Annotated in this window: 14 protein-coding genes; 3 read left to right on the top strand and 11 right to left on the bottom strand. The window is 31.5% G+C overall.

Going from position 1 to position 18,525, the window contains the following annotated elements:
* Positions 1 to 91 precede the first annotated feature (91 nt).
* From KPL55_RS00705 to KPL55_RS00675, 7 genes are all read right to left on the bottom strand, one after another.
* Positions 92 to 1,201 carry a glycoside hydrolase family 88 protein gene (locus KPL55_RS00705; protein ID WP_216304781.1) on the bottom strand — a complete coding sequence of 370 codons (1,110 nt, stop codon included), beginning with the start codon at positions 1,199 to 1,201 and terminating at the stop codon, positions 92 to 94.
* A gap of 31 nt (positions 1,202 to 1,232) precedes the next feature.
* Positions 1,233 to 2,948 (bottom strand): glycoside hydrolase family 3 protein, encoded by a 1,716-nt coding sequence (locus tag KPL55_RS00700; protein WP_216304780.1) that lies wholly within the window; start codon positions 2,946 to 2,948, stop codon positions 1,233 to 1,235.
* A gap of 56 nt (positions 2,949 to 3,004) precedes the next feature.
* Positions 3,005 to 3,874 carry a carbohydrate ABC transporter permease gene (locus KPL55_RS00695; RefSeq protein WP_216304779.1) on the bottom strand — a complete coding sequence of 290 codons (870 nt, stop codon included), beginning with the start codon at positions 3,872 to 3,874 and terminating at the stop codon, positions 3,005 to 3,007.
* 39 nt (positions 3,875 to 3,913) lie between these two features.
* On the bottom strand, positions 3,914 to 4,864 hold the full coding sequence (locus KPL55_RS00690) for a carbohydrate ABC transporter permease (RefSeq protein ID WP_216304778.1): 951 nt from the start codon (positions 4,862 to 4,864) through the stop codon (positions 3,914 to 3,916).
* An 81-nt stretch (positions 4,865 to 4,945) separates the two neighbouring features.
* On the bottom strand, positions 4,946 to 6,334 hold the full coding sequence (locus KPL55_RS00685) for an ABC transporter substrate-binding protein (RefSeq protein WP_216304777.1): 1,389 nt from the start codon (positions 6,332 to 6,334) through the stop codon (positions 4,946 to 4,948).
* Between the two features lie 118 nt (positions 6,335 to 6,452).
* Positions 6,453 to 8,057 (bottom strand): response regulator transcription factor, encoded by a 1,605-nt coding sequence (locus KPL55_RS00680; RefSeq protein ID WP_216304776.1) that lies wholly within the window; start codon positions 8,055 to 8,057, stop codon positions 6,453 to 6,455.
* A 2-nt stretch (positions 8,058 to 8,059) separates the two neighbouring features.
* Positions 8,060 to 9,856 carry a sensor histidine kinase gene (locus tag KPL55_RS00675; RefSeq protein WP_216304775.1) on the bottom strand — a complete coding sequence of 599 codons (1,797 nt, stop codon included), beginning with the start codon at positions 9,854 to 9,856 and terminating at the stop codon, positions 8,060 to 8,062.
* A gap of 220 nt (positions 9,857 to 10,076) precedes the next feature.
* On the opposite strand from KPL55_RS00675, the gene KPL55_RS00670 reads away from it, so the two are divergent.
* The gene (locus KPL55_RS00670) at positions 10,077 to 10,934 is read left to right on the top strand and encodes an AraC family transcriptional regulator (RefSeq protein WP_216304774.1); all 858 of its coding nucleotides are present in this window, start codon (positions 10,077 to 10,079) and stop codon (positions 10,932 to 10,934) included.
* Positions 10,935 to 11,062: 128 nt separating this feature from the next.
* Here the strand turns inward: KPL55_RS00670 and KPL55_RS00665 are convergent, their stop codons facing one another.
* A complete protein-coding gene (locus KPL55_RS00665; protein ID WP_216304773.1) occupies positions 11,063 to 13,156 on the bottom strand; it encodes a cellulose binding domain-containing protein in 2,094 nt (697 codons plus the stop codon).
* A 1,035-nt stretch (positions 13,157 to 14,191) separates the two neighbouring features.
* Here KPL55_RS00665 and KPL55_RS00660 point away from each other — a divergent pair.
* Positions 14,192 to 14,947 carry a PHP domain-containing protein gene (locus KPL55_RS00660; protein WP_216304772.1) on the top strand — a complete coding sequence of 252 codons (756 nt, stop codon included), beginning with the start codon at positions 14,192 to 14,194 and terminating at the stop codon, positions 14,945 to 14,947.
* Positions 14,948 to 15,039: 92 nt separating this feature from the next.
* A complete protein-coding gene (locus KPL55_RS00655; protein ID WP_216304771.1) occupies positions 15,040 to 15,552 on the top strand; it encodes a DUF3189 family protein in 513 nt (170 codons plus the stop codon).
* A gap of 151 nt (positions 15,553 to 15,703) precedes the next feature.
* Here KPL55_RS00655 and KPL55_RS00650 read toward each other — a convergent pair whose 3' ends face one another.
* The 3 genes from KPL55_RS00650 to KPL55_RS00640 form a co-directional block, all read right to left on the bottom strand.
* On the bottom strand, positions 15,704 to 15,865 hold the full coding sequence (locus tag KPL55_RS00650; protein WP_216304770.1) for a hypothetical protein: 162 nt from the start codon (positions 15,863 to 15,865) through the stop codon (positions 15,704 to 15,706).
* Between the two features lie 208 nt (positions 15,866 to 16,073).
* Positions 16,074 to 16,415 carry a PqqD family peptide modification chaperone gene (locus KPL55_RS00645; protein WP_216304769.1) on the bottom strand — a complete coding sequence of 114 codons (342 nt, stop codon included), beginning with the start codon at positions 16,413 to 16,415 and terminating at the stop codon, positions 16,074 to 16,076.
* Positions 16,402 to 18,324: an OPT family oligopeptide transporter gene (locus KPL55_RS00640; RefSeq protein WP_216304768.1), complete on the bottom strand. Its 1,923-nt coding sequence runs from the start codon at positions 18,322 to 18,324 to the stop codon at positions 16,402 to 16,404. Before KPL55_RS00640 ends, KPL55_RS00645 begins: the two co-directional genes overlap by 14 nt.
* Positions 18,325 to 18,525 lie beyond the last annotated feature (201 nt).

The following is an 18,525-nucleotide window of genomic DNA, read 5'->3' as shown; positions in this document are numbered from 1 at the left end:
TTTGTATACCTTCCTCATTTATACCTTAGGAATAAAAATATACTTTATAATTTAGTTCTGTCTATCCTAATCCCAAAGTAAATTTAGAATACTAAAAAATACTCCTTTTCCAACCTAATAATTTGGATATTCCCTCAATAAAAAAGTAATCTCCATAAATCAGTGAAACATTTATTCCAACATTACCTGGCTTATTGCTGGTGGCAGAAGTTAAAATCCCTTCCTCTTCTGGTTTATTAAAGGTTGAATAATTTTCAGTAAGAGAAAATAATATTTTTTCTGCCCAGTTTTTGTAAATGAGCCCCTCTTCTTTGCTAAGACACTCAGCTATTTCAAGCATTCCTGAAGCTGCGCAAGCAGCCGCAGAAGTATCCCTTGGTTCACCAATATTTGATGGTAACCTAAAATCCCAATATGCTATGTTATCTTCAGGCAAACAAGAAATAAAATATTTTGCAACTTTAATTGATGCCTTTAAATACTTAATATCACCTGTAGATTTATAACAGTTAGCCATGCCGTATATTGCCCACGCTTGTCCTCTACTCCAAGATGAACCTGGTCCATAGCCTTGTCCTCCATTTTCATCTACAACTTCGCCAGTTTCCGGATCAAAACATACAACATGTTTTACTGAACCATCTTCTCTTATAAAATCACGAATTACTGTATCTGCATGGGCTACTGCTATATGCTTAAATCTTGGATCCCCTGACTCAGCTGAGGCCCAAAATAGTAAAGATAAATTCATACACGTATCAATAATTGACCAACCAATTTTATCAACCTGATTCCAAGCACGAATAAACTTCCCCGCAATATTAAATCTCCCTGCTAGAAAATTTGCTGCAAAAAGCCCACGTCGCCTTGCATCCTCATCACCTGTTATTTTATATTTTATAACTGCTGTTGGTAAAAATTGAAATCCTACATCATGATGGAACCTATTTTCTAGTAAGTATAGCGTTTCTATTTTCTCATCAAAGTCCCAAGCAGCATTTTTATATTTATCTTTTCCAGTCATTTCGTACATAACCCAAAGCATTCCAGGCCAGAATCCTGATGTCCACCAATCATAGCTATTACAATCATAAACACCATCTTTAGTCATATGGCTGGCTTTAGCATTTAGATCATCCATATTTGTGTTAATTTTTTTTTCTATTTCCTCTAATATATCTTGTATACTTAACCTTCCCATCTCCGTGCCTCCCAAAAGTATTCTCATATGTTTATTCACCAAGTTTATACTCAATAGGCCATTCCCCTTCAGGAACTACTTCACCAAATATTACTCCTGCAGTAACTTCTATATTGTGTGGTGATGTTGCAAAAGTTAAAACTACTGAATCTGCTTCTTTTGGTATACTTAATACTTCATAAGGAGTATTGGTAACAAGTATTACTTTTTTAGATTTATTCCCAGCGATTTCTTTTATAATATCATTATTTGCAAGTTTTCCTCGTATATAGAAATTAGTTACAACTATTATATTAAAGTCTTTAATTCTTCTCCTAATGTTATCTATATCTTGCTTATCAAAGGTATAATTTGTTTCTAGATACTCTATATTTTTATTGTACTTAATACATTTTTTAAACAGTATTCCTGGATGCCAGCTAAAATTATTTGGTGTTTTATTTATTTGTTCTATAACTAAGATTTTTTCATCACAGCTTAAAGGCAACAATCTATTTCTATCTCTTGCTACAATTACAGATTTTCTTGCAACGAGTTTTGATAACGCAACTATTCTCTTTTCGTTAATTACATCTTCAGGTTTTTCACCTGTCATTGTTTCATAATTAAATAGGCCATACTCATACTTTACATTTAATACTCTATACACTTTTTTGTCTAATTCCTCAATACTGATCTTACCCTCTTTAATAAATTCTTTTATAGTATTAAAAGTTTCTTCAACAAGGCTCCCCTCAGCTTTCATGAGTACAAGATCTGCCCCAGCTTCAAGTGATAATGCACAAGCATTTGCAACACCATACTTTATAGCAATTGCGCCCATGGTCATACTGTCTGTAGCAATTACCCCGTCAAATTTTAATTTCTCTCTTAGTAATCCAGTTATTATCTTCTTTGAAACTGTAGCAATATGCTCGCTATCAAATGCCGGAAATATACTATGTGCAATCATTATTGATGGTAATAAATCTTTATTTATAAGTACCTTATAAGGTAATAATTCTCGCCTCAACATAGTCTCTTTATCCACATTTATAACTGGCACTTCAAAGTGAGCATCAACAGGTGAATCACCTCTTCCTGGAAAATGCTTACCTGTTGCAATCAAACCACCCTCTTTGAATCCTAAACAAGACTGCTCTGAGTATTCCACTACTTCTTCTACTCTATCAGAATAAGCTCTCGTATAGACTTCAGGATTTCTAGGATCTACATTAATATCGATAACTGGTGAATGTATCCAATTAAATCCAACAGCTTTACTTTGCTTAGAAACAGCTAACGCAACTTCATAAGCTAGTTTACTATCACCAGTTGCTCTTATTCCCATTGGCTTCGTGAAAATATTTACTCCACTAAAATTAAAATCTGAACTAGTACCACCTTCTTGATCATAAGCAAAGTGAAGGGGTATTCCGTGAGGCCTGCTCATAGCTAATTCTTGAAATCCATCAAGCAATTCTTTATATTGTGAAGCAGTTGTATTTGGAGGCTCTATACCATTTTTAAAACCTTTTTCGTCTACAACATTAACAACAGTTTCTCCTGATTTAGGATTTACATAACTTCCAAAACTTCTTGAAGTTGGAGAAAGCCTTAAACCACCACAATGATATTTAGTTATAAACTCGTATGTATGTGGCATTGCCATAGTTCCACTAAAACCTAGTGTTAATAAGGCTCCAACCTTTTCATCCAATGTCATCTTAGAAACTAAATTTTTCACGTATTTATTCTCGGTCTTCATAATTCTCCTCCCATATAAGTTATTACAAGGGCACACTCAAACCCTTGAATTCAAAATCATCCTTTAACACCGCCAACAGTTAAACCAGAAATAAATTGCTTACTAGCAAATATGTACACTATAAGCATTGGTATCAATGCTATAGAAGCTCCAGCCACCATTATGTTCCATTGAATCGCAGCGCCATCAGCGTATTTTAGGTTTACAACTCCTACGGTCAAGGTCATAAGACTTCTATTCATTATTGAAAATATAGATGGCAATACGTATGAATTCCAAGCGTCTCTAAACGAAAATAATCCAACAACCCCTAGTATAGGCCTGATTAAAGGAATTATTATTTGCCAATAAATTCTAAACGAACTACAACCATCTATTTTTGCAGCTTCGTCAAGTTCCTTTGGAATTCCTTTTACGAATCTTTCAACTATAAATATGTTCATACCTTGAGCTCCTATTTGGATTAGAATTATTGCCCACATACTGTTGTTTAGTCCGATACTTACCATCATAATATACAATGGTTTGTATACAATTGCTCCTAAAGTTATAAACATTGTAGATAGAAGCACTCCTTTAAAAATTTTTTTACCATAAAACTCCTTCCTTGCAAGCACATATCCTGCCATTGAGGAAATTAATAAAGCTCCCACAGTAACAAAGACACAAAAATATAGACTGTTCCAAGTATATATTGCAAAATTGGCTTTTTGCCATGCATCAATGTAATTTGTAAGATTCCATACCTTTGGTATGATATTACCACCTATCATTAGTTCATTATTACTTTTAAATGACCCTAAAATAATATAAATAACAGGAAACAATGTAAATATAACCATAGAAATTATAAAAATCCATTTCAATATATCAAGGAATATCCTCAAAAAAAATTTTACATTTTTATAATTTGAATTAGCTTTCATATTAATTCCACCTTTCATTTAGCCCTTCACCTCATTTTATTATGTGTCCTCATTTGATTTTCTAGAGTAATAGAGATATGCGCAAGTTATTAACCCAACAATAATAGCTGATACAAATGCTGCAGTAGCACCATAACCATAATCAGTTCTGAAATCAGAACCATCAGACATAGGGAAAAATAACTTATATACATAAAGAAACATAACATCTGTGGATCCATTTGGACCTCCGCCAGTAAGAACCATAATACTTTCATATCCCTTAAGTGATACAGTTATCGCCATCATTATAATAACCTGCATAACCGGTCCAAGCATAGGAATAGTTATAAACCAGGTTGTTTGCAACTTATTTGCACCATCAATCTCCGCACTTTCATATATTTCTTGCGGTATTGATTGAAGACCCGCAATAAAATAGATCATATAATTACCTATTGCTCCCCATACTGCTACTAAAATTACTGACAGCATAGCATATTTTCTACCAAGCCAATTAACAGGCTGGCTGACTAAATGGAATCCTATTAATATCTGGTTAAGTACACCATTGTATGGATTCAATATGTAATAAAACATCATGGCCATTACAGCAGTACTGATAATTGTAGGCATAAAGATCATAGCTCTAACTATATCTTTTCCTTTTAATTTTTCATTTATAAATAATGCAAGAAGAAAGGATATCGGAATAGTCAAAAGGATTTTTCCACCACCATACACAAATGTATTCATAACTGTTTTCCAAAAATAAGTATCTCTTGTGAAAAGTCTAACAAAGTTTTCCAGGCCTATAAACTTAGCTGGTGTTGATTCGTCAAATTCAGAAAACATATACCTAAGAACCCATAGTAATGGATATATAGAAAATACCAAAAGAAAAATAAAACTAGGAAGAATCATTCCATATGTCTGCAGTCTTTCTTTTAGATTTTCTTTCTTGTTATAATTTGAAGATTTATTAGTATTATTTCTTTGTGTAACTTGCATGTCTCTTCCCCCTTTTTTAAAATTGTGCCTGGTACTCCTTTGTCTTTCCGGAGCCAGGCACATTTAATTTATACTTACTACTTATTTAACAATTAGGGATGATGGTTCAAAATCGGGTATCTTGTAATCTTTTACTGCTCCTGATTTAATTCCGTCTTGTAGAGCATCATTATATTTTTTATTAAGACCACCTATCTCTTTATCAAAGGTTGTACCTCCTGTAATAATGTTTGCAAATATATCATTAAAAGGACTTCCTTCAATTTTAAGTGCTCTTACATTAGGTATTGATGGATAAATAGCATCGTCTTTTGTAGGTAAGAAATCACTCATAGCTTTAACCGTTGATGGTTTCGACTTCGCAAGTACTGTTGGAACCATAACTACGCCTAAGCCCTTTTCATTGTAGCCCGTTTGTACCTCATCTGAGTAGAAAAATTTCATTACATCCCAAACCTGATCTTTATTATCTGACTTACTGCTCATAAACAACCATCTTAGGCCGCTTATATAAGCTGGTGCTTTTACAGTTCCATCAATTGTAGGAACTGGAGCCGCTGCATAGTCAACTTTGGATTTAGGAGATAAAGCATCATACCAAGATGGTTCCCATGCTCCTGACAAATACATTCCTATTTTCCCTTGCGCAAATTGTGTTCTCATTGGATCTATGTCAAGAGATTCATAACCAGGGAACATAGATCCCTCTTTAGCCATACTAGCGAAAGCTTGTACAATAGGTTTATATGGAGAAAAATCGAATAAACCAGTTTTATAATCATAATTTCTGAAACCGCTCTTCATACCAATTACATTAATTGATCTCTCAATAGATGTTTGAGTATTCTTCATATTAATTGCAAACCCATATGCTTTGTCTGCTTTTCCTACTTCTGTTATCTTCTTAGCATATTCAACCATTTCATTAACTGTTTTTGGAGGACCATCAATACCAGCTTTCTTAAATAAATCCTTATTATACATAAGTCTATAAGTTATACCCGTATTAATTAAACTGTAAATCTTTTTATCTACGCCATTATCTCCCTCACTATATAACATTTTTCCATAACGCGTCTTCATCTCAGGTGTTATATATTTGTCTAATGGCTCAATTTGATCCTTTGGAACATAATAACTTGCTATGTCTTGGCCCGTGAATATATCAGGCGCCTGGTTTGATTGATAAGCTAAATCCAGTGCTTGCCTAAAATTATTGGAACTTTGAACTACATAATCAATTGTAACTCCTACCTTGTTTTCTTTATTATACTTTGCAACCATAGCTTTCATATAGACTGAATCAGAATTTTGAAAAGTCCACCATGTTAGTTTTACCGGAGTCACTGTACTCGTCTGCCCACTTGATTTTACTGCTTTACCATTTGATGATCCGCAACCTACAAGTAGAGTTGCTGTTATACTAAAAGCTAATACCTGCGTTAGAAACCGTATACACTTTCTTTTCATATTCATACCCCCCATTAATTATTTTCTGTATGTTTAGTTTAATATATATAGCATTAACAGACAATGCGACTATCTTCAAAAAAGGGGGAAAAACTTTAAAAGGTTATATACCATCCTTTTAAAGTTTTCTATATTTCTCAACATATTCCTTGGGCGTTAGTCCCGTACATTTCTTAAATATATCACTAAAATACCTTCTATCTTTATATCCTACCTTTTCTGCTATTTCATAAACCTTGTCTCTCCCTGAAAGCAAGAGAAGTTTCGCCTCCTCAACTCTTAGCCGTGTTACCCTATCAACAAAGTTTTCATTGTAATTTTCTTTAATAAGTGTTGATATATAGCTAGGGCTTATAAATATATTCTTTGATATATTATTTAAAGATATATCTTTCATATAATTTTCATTAATATAATCATTAATTAGATCTATATTTGTTTTCCCATTTACTTTTTTTAGCTTGAAAATGTAATTAGTTATTTCAATGATTATTTTCTTTAATTCATCTTTAACTTCGCTTAATGTCTCAAGTTTATTTAATTTGTTTACGTACTCCAACTCATCTCCTAAAATTTCTTTTATACTTATTTCTTCTACCATAAGCTCTTTTGAGATTGAAAATATAAATTCACTTAGATAACTTTTTATTAGCTTTGGTAAATTAGGATTTTTGTTGCGTATCTCCTCAATAAAAGAATCAAAAATCTCCTCAACCCGCTCTACCGCTCCTATTTTTATGTACTTTATAAGATTTTCTAAGATCTTATGAGGGTATCTAAACGTTATATCTCCACTTACATCTATATCGTTAATACTAATAATGCTATTTTTACCTATAGTAAATCTGTTTTCTACCGACCGCATAGCCTCCTTATAAGAAACATAAATATCCTGAGTCCTTTCATAATGTCTCCCAATTCCAATAGAAATTGATAAGTGCAGATATTGGTTTATACTTTCCTTACACTTCTCGGCAATAGAGAAAATATTATTATACTGATCGTTCATTATAATAGATATTGTGGACTTATCAGTTTCAAATACAACATTCTTGCAAAACATGCCTATAGTTTCCTCTAGTATGTTTACAATACCGAACATTACCAAATCATAGTTTTCACCCGAATGTAAAGAATAAACATTTTCATAATCATCAATTGAAACAACCATAACTCTGAAATTTTTAACATCAAGGTCGACTTCCAAGTAACTCAGTCTTTCCTTCATTCCTTCAATATCATTTTCCGCATGAGTTACTAAATAAGCAAAGTACTTATCTTTAACCAAATGTAGATTCTCTTTAACTCGTTGAATTAGTTCTATATTTTCATTAAACCTCATTTCTCCTATTAATATCTCTTCTTTTGCTCTAAGTACCGCTTCCGTTATGGTTTCAATGGTAGCTGGCTTTAACAGATATTCTTTTGCTCCCAGCCTCATAGCCTGTTGGGCATACATAAATTCACCATATCCACTTAGCAATATTATTTTGACGTTCTCATCAAACTCTATAGCCTTTTGAGTCAATTGCAGTCCATCCATAACTGGCATTTTTATATCTGTTATAATAATTTTGGGTTTAAGCTTTTTCACTAATTTTAATGCCTCTAATCCATTTGATGCGGTACCTATAATCTCAACACCAATTTCTCTCCATTTGCCTAATTTCTCGATACCCATTACAATATCTTCCTTATCATCTACTACTATCATTCCATACATAACTATATTTCCTCCGCAGGTATTATTATTTCAACAGAAGTTTCTTTAAAAGGCTCACTTCTAAGATTAATACTACATTCTTCTCCATAATTTAGCTTTAATCTCTGATATACATTCTTTAACGCATATCCCTCTGATTCAGTTACATTATCTTGTAGAGATTTTTTAATAACTTCAATATTCATTCCTCGCCCATTATCCTTAACCACTAAGATAATATTATTCTCCTTCACTTTCACATCTATAATTATATTTCCCTTATAGTCAATACCATCAAATCCATGAAGCAACGAATTTTCCACAAACGGCTGAAGGATAGTCTTTACGATATAGTATCTAGATATGTCGCCTTCTATGTTAATTACATAATCAAATTTCCCCTTATACATGTTACTTTCTAAATACAAATAATTTCTTACATGCTCAATCTCGCTTTCAACTTGAATCTTATCCTGGCCTTTGCTTAACCCAATTCTTAAGAGCTTAGACAATGAAATTATCATTTCACTTACCTCTTGATTTTCCCCTAGCTTTGACTTCCAATATATTGAGTCTAAAGTATTATAAAGAAAATGAGGATTTATTTGTGCTTGAAGGGCCTTTATTTCTGCTTTAGACTTTTGCTTTTGCTCTTCTTTAGTCTTTTCACGTTCAAGTCCAAGATCCTTTATTAGATATTGTATCTCGTCTAACATTCCATTAAAACTTTCTCCAAGTTGTCCTATTTCATCTGAATAGATATTTTTAAATCTGGAATCTAATTCCCCACTCTGAACTTTTAAAATAGTATTCCTCAATCTATAAATAGGTTTGGTTATAGTTGATGCTACAAGTATTGACATCATACCGGCAAAACTTATGGTAAATAACCCAATTAATAAAACCGTTATCTGCAAACTATTCACATCTTTAAGTAGTTCAGACTCTGGTTGAATCATTATGGTTTTCCATCCATTTATTGCTACAATGGCATAGTTTACATAAAGCTTTTGCTTATTATAATTATACTTAAAATACCCGCTGCTATTATTTAGTTTGTACAGAAAATTTTTATCTTTTAATAATGGTGCATAGTCCTTATTATCAACAGACGTGACAACGCTTCCATCAGTATTAAGTAAAAATATACTTCCCTTATTATTTGAACTAATGTCTTCGAAGTTTGCTTTAAACGCATTTTCTTTTAAATTAAGTACCATTACTGCCTTATCATACACTCCATCTATTGTTGTACTTAATACAACAGGAATTACGTCGGAATTGTTATCAACAATAACATCTTGACAACCAGATTGCCAGGAAATAATGTGATTTATTTGATAACCTTTATAAAGATTAGATTTAGTAAAATCAAATCCTGTTCTTACCTTGTTATTATTCTCATGAAATACACCCTTGGTAGTATACATAAAAATAGAATCCACATATGTATCCTTTAACCTAGTTTGCTGAAATAGATTTTGCATGGTGGTTGATTCTATTGCATAGTTGTACTGTGGATTCCATAATATATTATTTAATGACAGCTTAAAAGTTTGATCTTGAAAAATACCTTGAGTTAAGTTAATTATTTTAGTAAGTTTTTCATCATAATATTTTGCTAGCTGTACAGTTATCTCATGTGTTTCATTATAGCTTTTTTGTGAAACTATATTCTTAGATTGTATGTACAGAAAGAATAATGTACTTGCTGTTGACACTGAAATCAATAATGTTGTAGCTAGAGCTATTTTATTCCTTAGTTTTAAATTTTTAAAACGTACAATACTCCTTTTTAAAAAAATTGACGCAGTAGTCATTACACACCCCTCTAATTAATAGTAATAATAATGTAATTTTAATATATTAATTATACAACCATATTTAATTATTTACCAAATATTTTTTTTATACCCCTAATTATTTTAATATGTTCACTTGGAGAAATTCTGTTATATATCATTAGATATAATTTGTGCTATACTATTATTGTATACATGTAAATAGAATAATAATTCTTATAAAGAAAGTTGGGCTACTATGATAATAGATAAAGAGCTTAAACAAAATTATATTAATGATTTCATGTTAACCCATAGAATAGGCCAGCCTGTGAAAACGGACTTCCACTTTCACGACCAATTCGAGGTTTTTTATAATCTAACAGATGGAACACATTGCTATATTAATGACCAATCTTACACTTTAAAAAAAGGAGACCTTGTCTTAATTAACAATATGGATATTCATCTTACGCAACCCCCACTTAACATAGATCTTGATCGTTACGTGCTAATGTTTACTCCGGAATTGGTTAACGTATTTTCCACTTCCGAGATAGATTTATTGGATATATTTATTAATAAATGTGCAAAGAGTTCACAAGCAATTCACCTACATAATGACCAATCATTAAAGCTAATTAGTCTTTTAGATGATGCTTTATATCATCATAAAAATAGGACCTTTGGATATCAAATATATAGAAGGATAAAATTAATTGAAATCCTACTTTTAATTAGCTCTTTTTTCCACTCAGACGAATTATCAATTTCACACACCACAGATAATGACACTAGGGCCATTAAACCTATTTTACAATATATAAAAACTTATCTTAATGATGAACTATGCCTTGAACATTTGGCTCAAACATTTCATTTTAACAAATTCTACTTATCTAGATTATTTAAAAAAACTACAGGCACAACCTTGAATAATTATATAATAAACTTAAGGCTATTAAAAGCAAGAGAATTACTTAAAAAGAACTTTTCTATTACTGAGGTTTGTGAAATGGTCGGATTTAATAGCTATACATATTTCATTTCTACATTTACAAAAAATATTGGGATATCCCCTAAAAAATATTCAATGCAAGAATGGAGTAAAATATAAAAGTAGAATTTTCTAAGCGCCAAAATGAACCACATATTGGAACCAATATGTGGTTCATTTTTAGTTAAATAGCTAGTAATCTTAACATATACCGCCTCATATCCATATGTCAGCTTTACCCGTTAATATTATGGTTGTGGCCAAGACGAACCCGGATTTGTACTTGTAAATGTTGTTCCAGAATTTGTTCCCCACGTATTCCCAGCTGGATTTCTTGTATTACCCCATACTTTGTAAGTACATGCTCCTTGTTTACTTTGCACTAAATATTCAGTTGCACTGTCCATGTTGAAAGTATTATAGTAAATTCCTGTTCCTGTTCCTGAATAGACAGTTCCACGATTATTTAAATGAATTGCATCTGAAATGATTGAATTGCCATTTTGATTAAATAGATTATTATATAATACTGCATTAGCTCCTTTAAGAGCAACCATATCATCTGATGAGTTAACTCCAGACATTCCACTTCCGTCAAATATACAATTTTGAATTACAGTATTTTGAGTTCCCTCTTTTACGTCAATACATTCTGCTGCTACATTATAACCAACACTACAATTTTGAATAATGTTGTTGTCACATGCATAGGCATATGATGACCAAGATCCATTATCTGAACCAACATATATTCCTTCTCCGTACCCTTTGTCAGAACTACTTCCGGTTCCTGTATCATGTACATTGCAACTGTCTACGATACAATTTGAACTACCATCGCGTAAATGGATACCTTCCTGACCTACTCCATAAACCTCACAGCCATAGATAAGCGAATGATTTGAATTATCTAACACAATACCTTTTTGCGCGCCAGTAACTTTAAGGTTTTTAATATCCCAATAATCTCCGGTAATATAAAGTGCATATCCTGCTGATGTAATAGATGAACCAGATAAAACAGCTGGATTAGATGCATCTTCACTTTCGATAGTAATATGCTTTGCTGATGTTCCATTATTTGCTGAGTTAAAATATACTGATTTACCATCTAAAGTAGTTTTTGCACCAGTATAAGTACCAGCCTTTATAACAATATCATCTCCTGGCGCTGCATTTGTCAAAGCGGTTTGAATCTGAGCAACCGTCGAACAAATAATTTTAGTACCTGATGATTGAGCCGCAACGGTAATATTAGGTGTTTCACTATCTGTAACTTGTCCATCACTTACTGTAAATGTAGGTGTATAACTACCTACTTGTGATGTTGTTGGTGTCCATGTAAATGTTTTCGTCGAAGTGTTAAAGGTCGCTCCTGTTGGAAGACCATTAGCACTATATGTTAATTCATCCCCATCTGAATCTGTAGCACTAACTACGAATGTAAGTGCACTAGCTGCTACTACACTTTTACTTCCAATTGTATTAATTACTGGTGCATTATTAGTAGATGCTGATGAAGTAACTGTAATGGTTGGTGTTTCACTATCTGTAACTTGCCCATCACTTACTGTAAATGTAGGTGTATAACTTCCCACTTGCGAAATTGTTGGTGTCCATGTAAATGTTTTTGTCGAAGTGTTAAAGGTTGCTCCTGTTGGAAGACCACTAGCACTATATGTTAATGTATCACTATCTGCATCTGTAGCACTAACTGTGAATGTAAGTGCACTAGCTGCCACTACACTTTTGCTTCCGATTGTATTGAGTACTGGTGCATGATTTGTAACTGCACCTGGCTCAGTTCCCCATACAAGCTGTCCTTGATAATAAACTGTTATCTTAGTCCAATCTGCTAAACTTGTTTTTGTTGCGTCAAATGAGTAATCATCAGTTTGTGTATAGTTAGACCAATCACTCTTGTTAGCTCTTAATTTTAATGTACCAGTATTACCACCAACTGCTAAGTTTCCTGCAACTGTTGCAAATCCAGTCTCCAAATAGTGACCATTTGTAACATCTTCAAAGGCACCTGTTATGTTACTCGCACTAATAGTAGGAGAATAGTCTACTACAAAATTCTCTGATACGCTACTATCTTTTGTATACCAGTATCTTACCTTAATATCGGATAATGCAACACTACTTGTACCATTATTTATTAGTGATATGTATGGCTTTACTGCATTTCCATTTGCTGCATCACCACATTGGTACTTTAATTCTAATGATGTTGTTGCAGCACTTACAGTGGTTGTAAGTAGCAATGATGAAATTGTCATCGATACAACAAGTGTATTAGAGATGAATTTCTTCAACTTACCAAGTTTTTTCTTAAACATAATTCTCATCCTCCAGTTTTTAAATTTCAGCATATAAACGTATACGTAACTTTATTATATTCCCTTATTTTAAAAATTTCCTTTCTAAAATTAAAAAAGGCTTAGAAATATTGACATGTTTTCGTGAAATATTTTAAACCATTAATCCTAAACCACCAAATATATTTCTTTATATTACTCCGGAGATATTTGTTATTAATTGAAAATAGTTATTTACAGACATTCATTAGTATGGTATTATTAATTCATAATAAAAGCAACAGAATTTAATTAGTTCAAGAAGTGGAAGTGATTCCACAAAGATATTTACCCTCATTAGATAAAGTAAAATAATTGCTAATAGAAAGGGGATAGTCCAATGGTTCAGATTAAGTTGTTAAAGTTTATAGAGGTTAGTACAATTTTATAAATAAGAGGTCTTAAATATATGTGATAAGACAAAGTAAAAATACTTTAAATTTAAAAGTACTATTCTCTACTTAAATTAAAATTAAATATTTATATATATTGTTAATAAGGGGAGTTCACAAAGTGAACTCCCCTTATTAACAATATATTTATTTACTGCTTACAAGCAAGGATATTATAAATCCTAATACAAAAATAGGAATATATGAGAACATTGAAAATTTCAAAAATGTTAAAAGTTTATTTTCAAATTGTTTTGCATATTTCACATTAAAAATCAAACAACAAATAGAAGGCAATATACTATAAATCAAAGCACACGAAAGCCGTAATAACCATATATTTTGCGTGTAATAAGATATAAAAAACATAGAAATAGCTGCGATAGTTATAGAAAAACACAAAAATATTATAAGTATAATTCAAAATATTATATTCCTTTTATAAGCTTTAAAAAGTTCCTTAATTCTAATCACCCACTTTTTTATATCTTACAAATATTATATATAAAAGTCAAGTGAGATATGCGTAAATAGTAGAATGTAAGTATTATTTAGTAATATGGGTAAAATAAAATTGGATAAGAGTGTAGCTAATTAAGAGATATTAAATCATGGAGGGGATAAAATGAGTTTTAAGATTATTGCAGACTATCATACTCATACTAATATTGCAAAGGGTCATATTCCTTTATTTAATGTTATCTTGGGAGAACATGCAAAAGGAACTATTGAATCGAATGTCAAAGCTGGAATAAAAAGAGGGTTAAAAGAAATCGCCATAACTGATCATGGTTATAAACATATTACCTTCGGGATGAAACTAAATCAGTATGTAGAATTACGTAAATTAATCGACGATCTTAATAAGAGTTCGTTACTTATAGAGAATGGCTTTAAGATTCTTCTTGGCGTAGAATGTAATATTATTACCAAAAAAGGGGATATAGATATTAAAGATGAAGTAATTGATTACCTGGACATAATTTGTGCGGGCTATCATCCCGGAGCATTACAAAATCCATTTTTATTAAGGAATTATACAGAAGCTGCAATTAATGCTATTAATAAATATGATATTACAATATTAAATCATCCTTTAGAACATGTTAATCCAGATATTATCGAAATTGGAAAGGTTGCTGCTCAAAGAAATACTGCTTTGGAAATTAACAGAAGTCATAGGAATATGGATATTGAAACAATAAAAAAGTTAAAGATGTTGGGTGTTAAATTTTCATTGGGGAGCGATTCACACAAATCTGAATATGTAGGGTATTTTGGTAAAGCTTATGATATTGCAGTTGAGGCAGGCCTTACAGATGATGATATTGTTAATGCTAATGGAAGCGCACACAGATCAATGAAATTATTAAGGGATTAGGTTTGGATTAATAAAATGTTTAATATCAATTTTTAATGCATATACTACAATTACTAAAACAAAACTAAAAAATAAGGAAACAGGTGATTTAAATGATATACATATATAATTGTTACGGGGGTACTCACTCATCTATTTTAGCAATTTCTTATCACTTAAAAATACTGGATGAAACCAGAGAACCGACTAAGGATGAAATATTGGAATTGCCTAACTTTAATAAGTTAGTATATGGTAATCGTGGAGAACTTTTTTATTATGGAAATGATGAAGATGGAAATAAAGTCTATGCTGTAGGTAGGGGCCGTTCAAAGGTTTTAATTCCAGGATTATATAATTTAGCTTCTATGCTTCATAAAGAAAATCTATTAAATGAGAAAATTATATTTTCCAATACGTCACCAACTGTTCCATTACAAATGACGTTTGGTGGATTATTTTCTAGATGGCTAAAAATTGATTTTATAGGAGTTCCCTTGCTTGTAAGTGGAGCTAAACAATCATACAAGGACGTTATAAAAGTTGTAAATCACACAAAGAAAGCTGCAAAGGAAGATAATTCAGGCGTTATTATTTTAGATAATAAGGAGTTCAAGAAAAAATAAACTTATGCTCGTCACCATAATTTAAATTTAAAGCCATTGTCAAATATAGCTTCAAATCAATAAAAAGAAAAGGATTACAGCATTTTGCGCCTTAATACTTTTCTTTTCATTTACAAGTATCTGTTTAACTTATATGAATAGTTAATATCTTTTATAGGAGACTTAATGCTTTTTTAAGGGCTTTAATTTCATCATGATGTATTTGCTTACTTTTGCTATCTCTTGTCTTATCATCTATAATCAATAGGCTCTGTAAGGCTTTAATTTGTTTCTTTATTCCGTCCTTATCTTTTGGAATTTCAAATTTTGGCATTTATTTGACCTCCTTAAAATAATCTTTCATAATATCTATTCTACATTTAAGAGTTATTTCCTTCTAAATAATTATTATTTATTAGATAAATATAATAAATAATTACTATACTCTACTTAATTAAATCAAATATATTTATATATGTTTAAGGAGTAGCTCACTAAAAGTGAACTACTCCTTATTTTTTTACATAAGTACTCTTGTAAATTTATTTTGTTATATAGTGACAATTAACATCGATATGGTTTAAGAACAACAATAGTCTTTCATAAAGTGGTTTAACTTTATCACCATGCTTTGCTACTAAACTTTCTCCAATATCTTCTACAGTTTTCTTGCCATCTATTTGTAAAAACACACAACTTCCATATTCATCTAAAGAAGTTTTTTTATACTCTGGAATTCTGAATTTAAGTTTTCTAAATAACTTTTGGATCATATGCTCTTGTTTTTCGAGTATAGTCACTATATTGTCTTTATCTACTTCGTACTCTAAATTATCAGAGATTCTAAATATCATATTTAAAACATCTGCATTATTTTTTAGCATTTTTTACCTTGCTGTTCATTATAGGTATTATAGTAGCTATTATTAGACCTATTAATATTACAAATGCTATTCCATTAGAAGCAGCAAATCCACTTGGCCCATTTCCTTTTATAACACCTGTTACTTGAAGTATTATACCTATAAGTCCGAGTATTGAACCACCGGCAACAAGTCCAGAAGATAAACTTATCCCATTAGAAACTTTAACTTCTTTTTCTGTTTCAGATTTAGAAGTTTTTTCTATATATATACGAATAAATGCACCTATTAATATTATAGAAGTTGTAGCTATTGGTAGGTAGAACCCTATAGCAATTGTCATTATAGGAAGTTTTAATAAGAATAAAACGATTCCCATAACAACACCAGCAATTATCATAACCCAAGGTAATGTACCTGACATTATACCACCTGTTAATGTTGCCATTAAGTTAGCTTGAGGTAATGCAAACTGAACATTATCACCAGTAATTGCAAGTTTATTAGAAAGTAATAATATAGTACCAACAACTACTGCAACACCAACTACACCAGCTATAGCATAATATTTTTGCATTTCATTTTTGTCTCCACCTACTATGAAAGTAACTTTTTGTGATTGACAATAACCAGCTGCTACAGATATAACAGTAACTATAAATGTACCAAATAAAAGTAAAGATCTGTTATTTGTAGGACTTTTCCATCCCATTACAACAAATAATAATGTTACAAGAACTAGAGAAGCTATAGTCATTCCAGATACAGGAAGATTTGAAGTTCCTATAGTACCAGTTAAACGACCAGAAACTATAGCAAATAGTAGTGATAAAAATAATGACAAAATAGAAGCAACTATTGCCATTAATATATTACCACCAGATATCATGAACCCTCCTATAAAAGCGATTACTATACCACCAAGTAATATTATGTTTTCTGAAGATGAACTTCCAGAACCGTTTGAAGACTTAGCACTCATAGTTTCTTTTAAAGAAGATATTATAGTAGGTATAAGCTTTATAGCACCTATTAACCCACCAGAAATCATCATACCAGCACCGATATATTTCACATAACTACCAGCTATATGTTTAACTTGCATAGCATTTATAGCAACATCAGGATTATTCCATACAGTTGCACCATCTTTCCCAAGCGATGCGAAATAACCTATTAAAGGCATGATACCGAAATTAGATAATATAGAACCAGCAAACATAGTTAAAGCAACATCTAAACCAACTATGAATCCTATACCTAATAATAGAGGGTTAACTTCAATTTCAAATTTCCATTTGTAGAAAGATTCGTTAACAAAGCTTATAACGTTGTTAGTTACATTCAAAAATGAACTAGTTACAACAGTTATAATACCACCTATTCCAAACCCTATTCCCATGTACTTTATAGCGTCTCCAGCACCTTCTGAAGCAACAAGTGTTTCAGATATAGCCATTGACTCAGGGTACATTAATTTACCGTGTTCTTCAACCATTAAGTAATTGTGAACAAGAGAAGCTATTCCTATACCAAATAAAACTCCGCCTACACCAACAATAAAACCTTCTAAGAATGTAACTTTAGCACCTATTAAAAGAATTGCAGGTAAAACGAATATTATACCACTAGCAACGGATTCTCCACCACTTGCCATTCCTTGAACTAAGTTTTTTCCGAATATACCCTTTTGCTTAGAGAATGCGGCTATAAGTGCTGAACCTATTATAGATCCAGGTATACCAGCAGCAACTGTAAGTCCAGATTTCATACCTGAATAGGCAGTTGATGCTGCGAATATAACGGCTAAAAAAATACCAATTATTAATACTGCAACGTTTCCACCAGATTTAGAACCATTTGAAATGTACGGTACGTAGTCTTTACCCTCTACGCCACCATATGCATCTTTTGATAACTTATTATGCATAAGTCAAACCCCCCTTTTTATTTTATGAATAAATTATTATAACACGCTTTCGACATAAAACGATCTTTTTCAATATTGTGACTATATGAATATATTTAGTTATTTGCAATAGTCATAATAATTATACAATCTATGCTTTATTTACATACAAACAATAAATCCAGTAGAAAGCTATTGCTGCTCTCTACTGGATTTATTATC

Source organism: Clostridium lacusfryxellense (assembly GCF_018861735.1).
GTDB lineage: Bacteria > Bacillota > Clostridia > Clostridiales > Clostridiaceae > Clostridium_AD > Clostridium_AD lacusfryxellense.
Note: the sequence above shows the minus strand (reverse complement) of the source record. Positions and strands in the feature narration are given on the sequence as shown.

Excerpts from the sequence above, each read along its gene's own strand:
- KPL55_RS00645 (WP_216304769.1), bottom strand. The coding sequence starts at position 16,415 with ATGCTAAAAAATAATGCAGATGTTTTAAATATGATATTTAGAATCTCT.
- KPL55_RS00695 (WP_216304779.1), bottom strand. The coding sequence starts at position 3,874 with ATGAAAGCTAATTCAAATTATAAAAATGTAAAATTTTTTTTGAGGATA.
- KPL55_RS00705 (WP_216304781.1), bottom strand. The coding sequence starts at position 1,201 with ATGGGAAGGTTAAGTATACAAGATATATTAGAGGAAATAGAAAAAAAA.
- KPL55_RS00690 (WP_216304778.1), bottom strand. The coding sequence starts at position 4,864 with ATGCAAGTTACACAAAGAAATAATACTAATAAATCTTCAAATTATAAC.
- KPL55_RS00650 (WP_216304770.1), bottom strand. The coding sequence starts at position 15,865 with ATGCCAAAATTTGAAATTCCAAAAGATAAGGACGGAATAAAGAAACAA.
- KPL55_RS00640 (WP_216304768.1), bottom strand. The coding sequence starts at position 18,324 with ATGCATAATAAGTTATCAAAAGATGCATATGGTGGCGTAGAGGGTAAA.
- KPL55_RS00670 (WP_216304774.1), top strand. The coding sequence starts at position 10,077 with ATGATAATAGATAAAGAGCTTAAACAAAATTATATTAATGATTTCATG.
- KPL55_RS00665 (WP_216304773.1), bottom strand. The coding sequence starts at position 13,156 with ATGTTTAAGAAAAAACTTGGTAAGTTGAAGAAATTCATCTCTAATACA.
- KPL55_RS00655 (WP_216304771.1), top strand. The coding sequence starts at position 15,040 with ATGATATACATATATAATTGTTACGGGGGTACTCACTCATCTATTTTA.
- KPL55_RS00660 (WP_216304772.1), top strand. The coding sequence starts at position 14,192 with ATGAGTTTTAAGATTATTGCAGACTATCATACTCATACTAATATTGCA.
- KPL55_RS00675 (WP_216304775.1), bottom strand. The coding sequence starts at position 9,856 with ATGACTACTGCGTCAATTTTTTTAAAAAGGAGTATTGTACGTTTTAAA.
- KPL55_RS00680 (WP_216304776.1), bottom strand. The coding sequence starts at position 8,057 with ATGTATGGAATGATAGTAGTAGATGATAAGGAAGATATTGTAATGGGT.
- KPL55_RS00685 (WP_216304777.1), bottom strand. The coding sequence starts at position 6,334 with ATGAAAAGAAAGTGTATACGGTTTCTAACGCAGGTATTAGCTTTTAGT.
- KPL55_RS00700 (WP_216304780.1), bottom strand. The coding sequence starts at position 2,948 with ATGAAGACCGAGAATAAATACGTGAAAAATTTAGTTTCTAAGATGACA.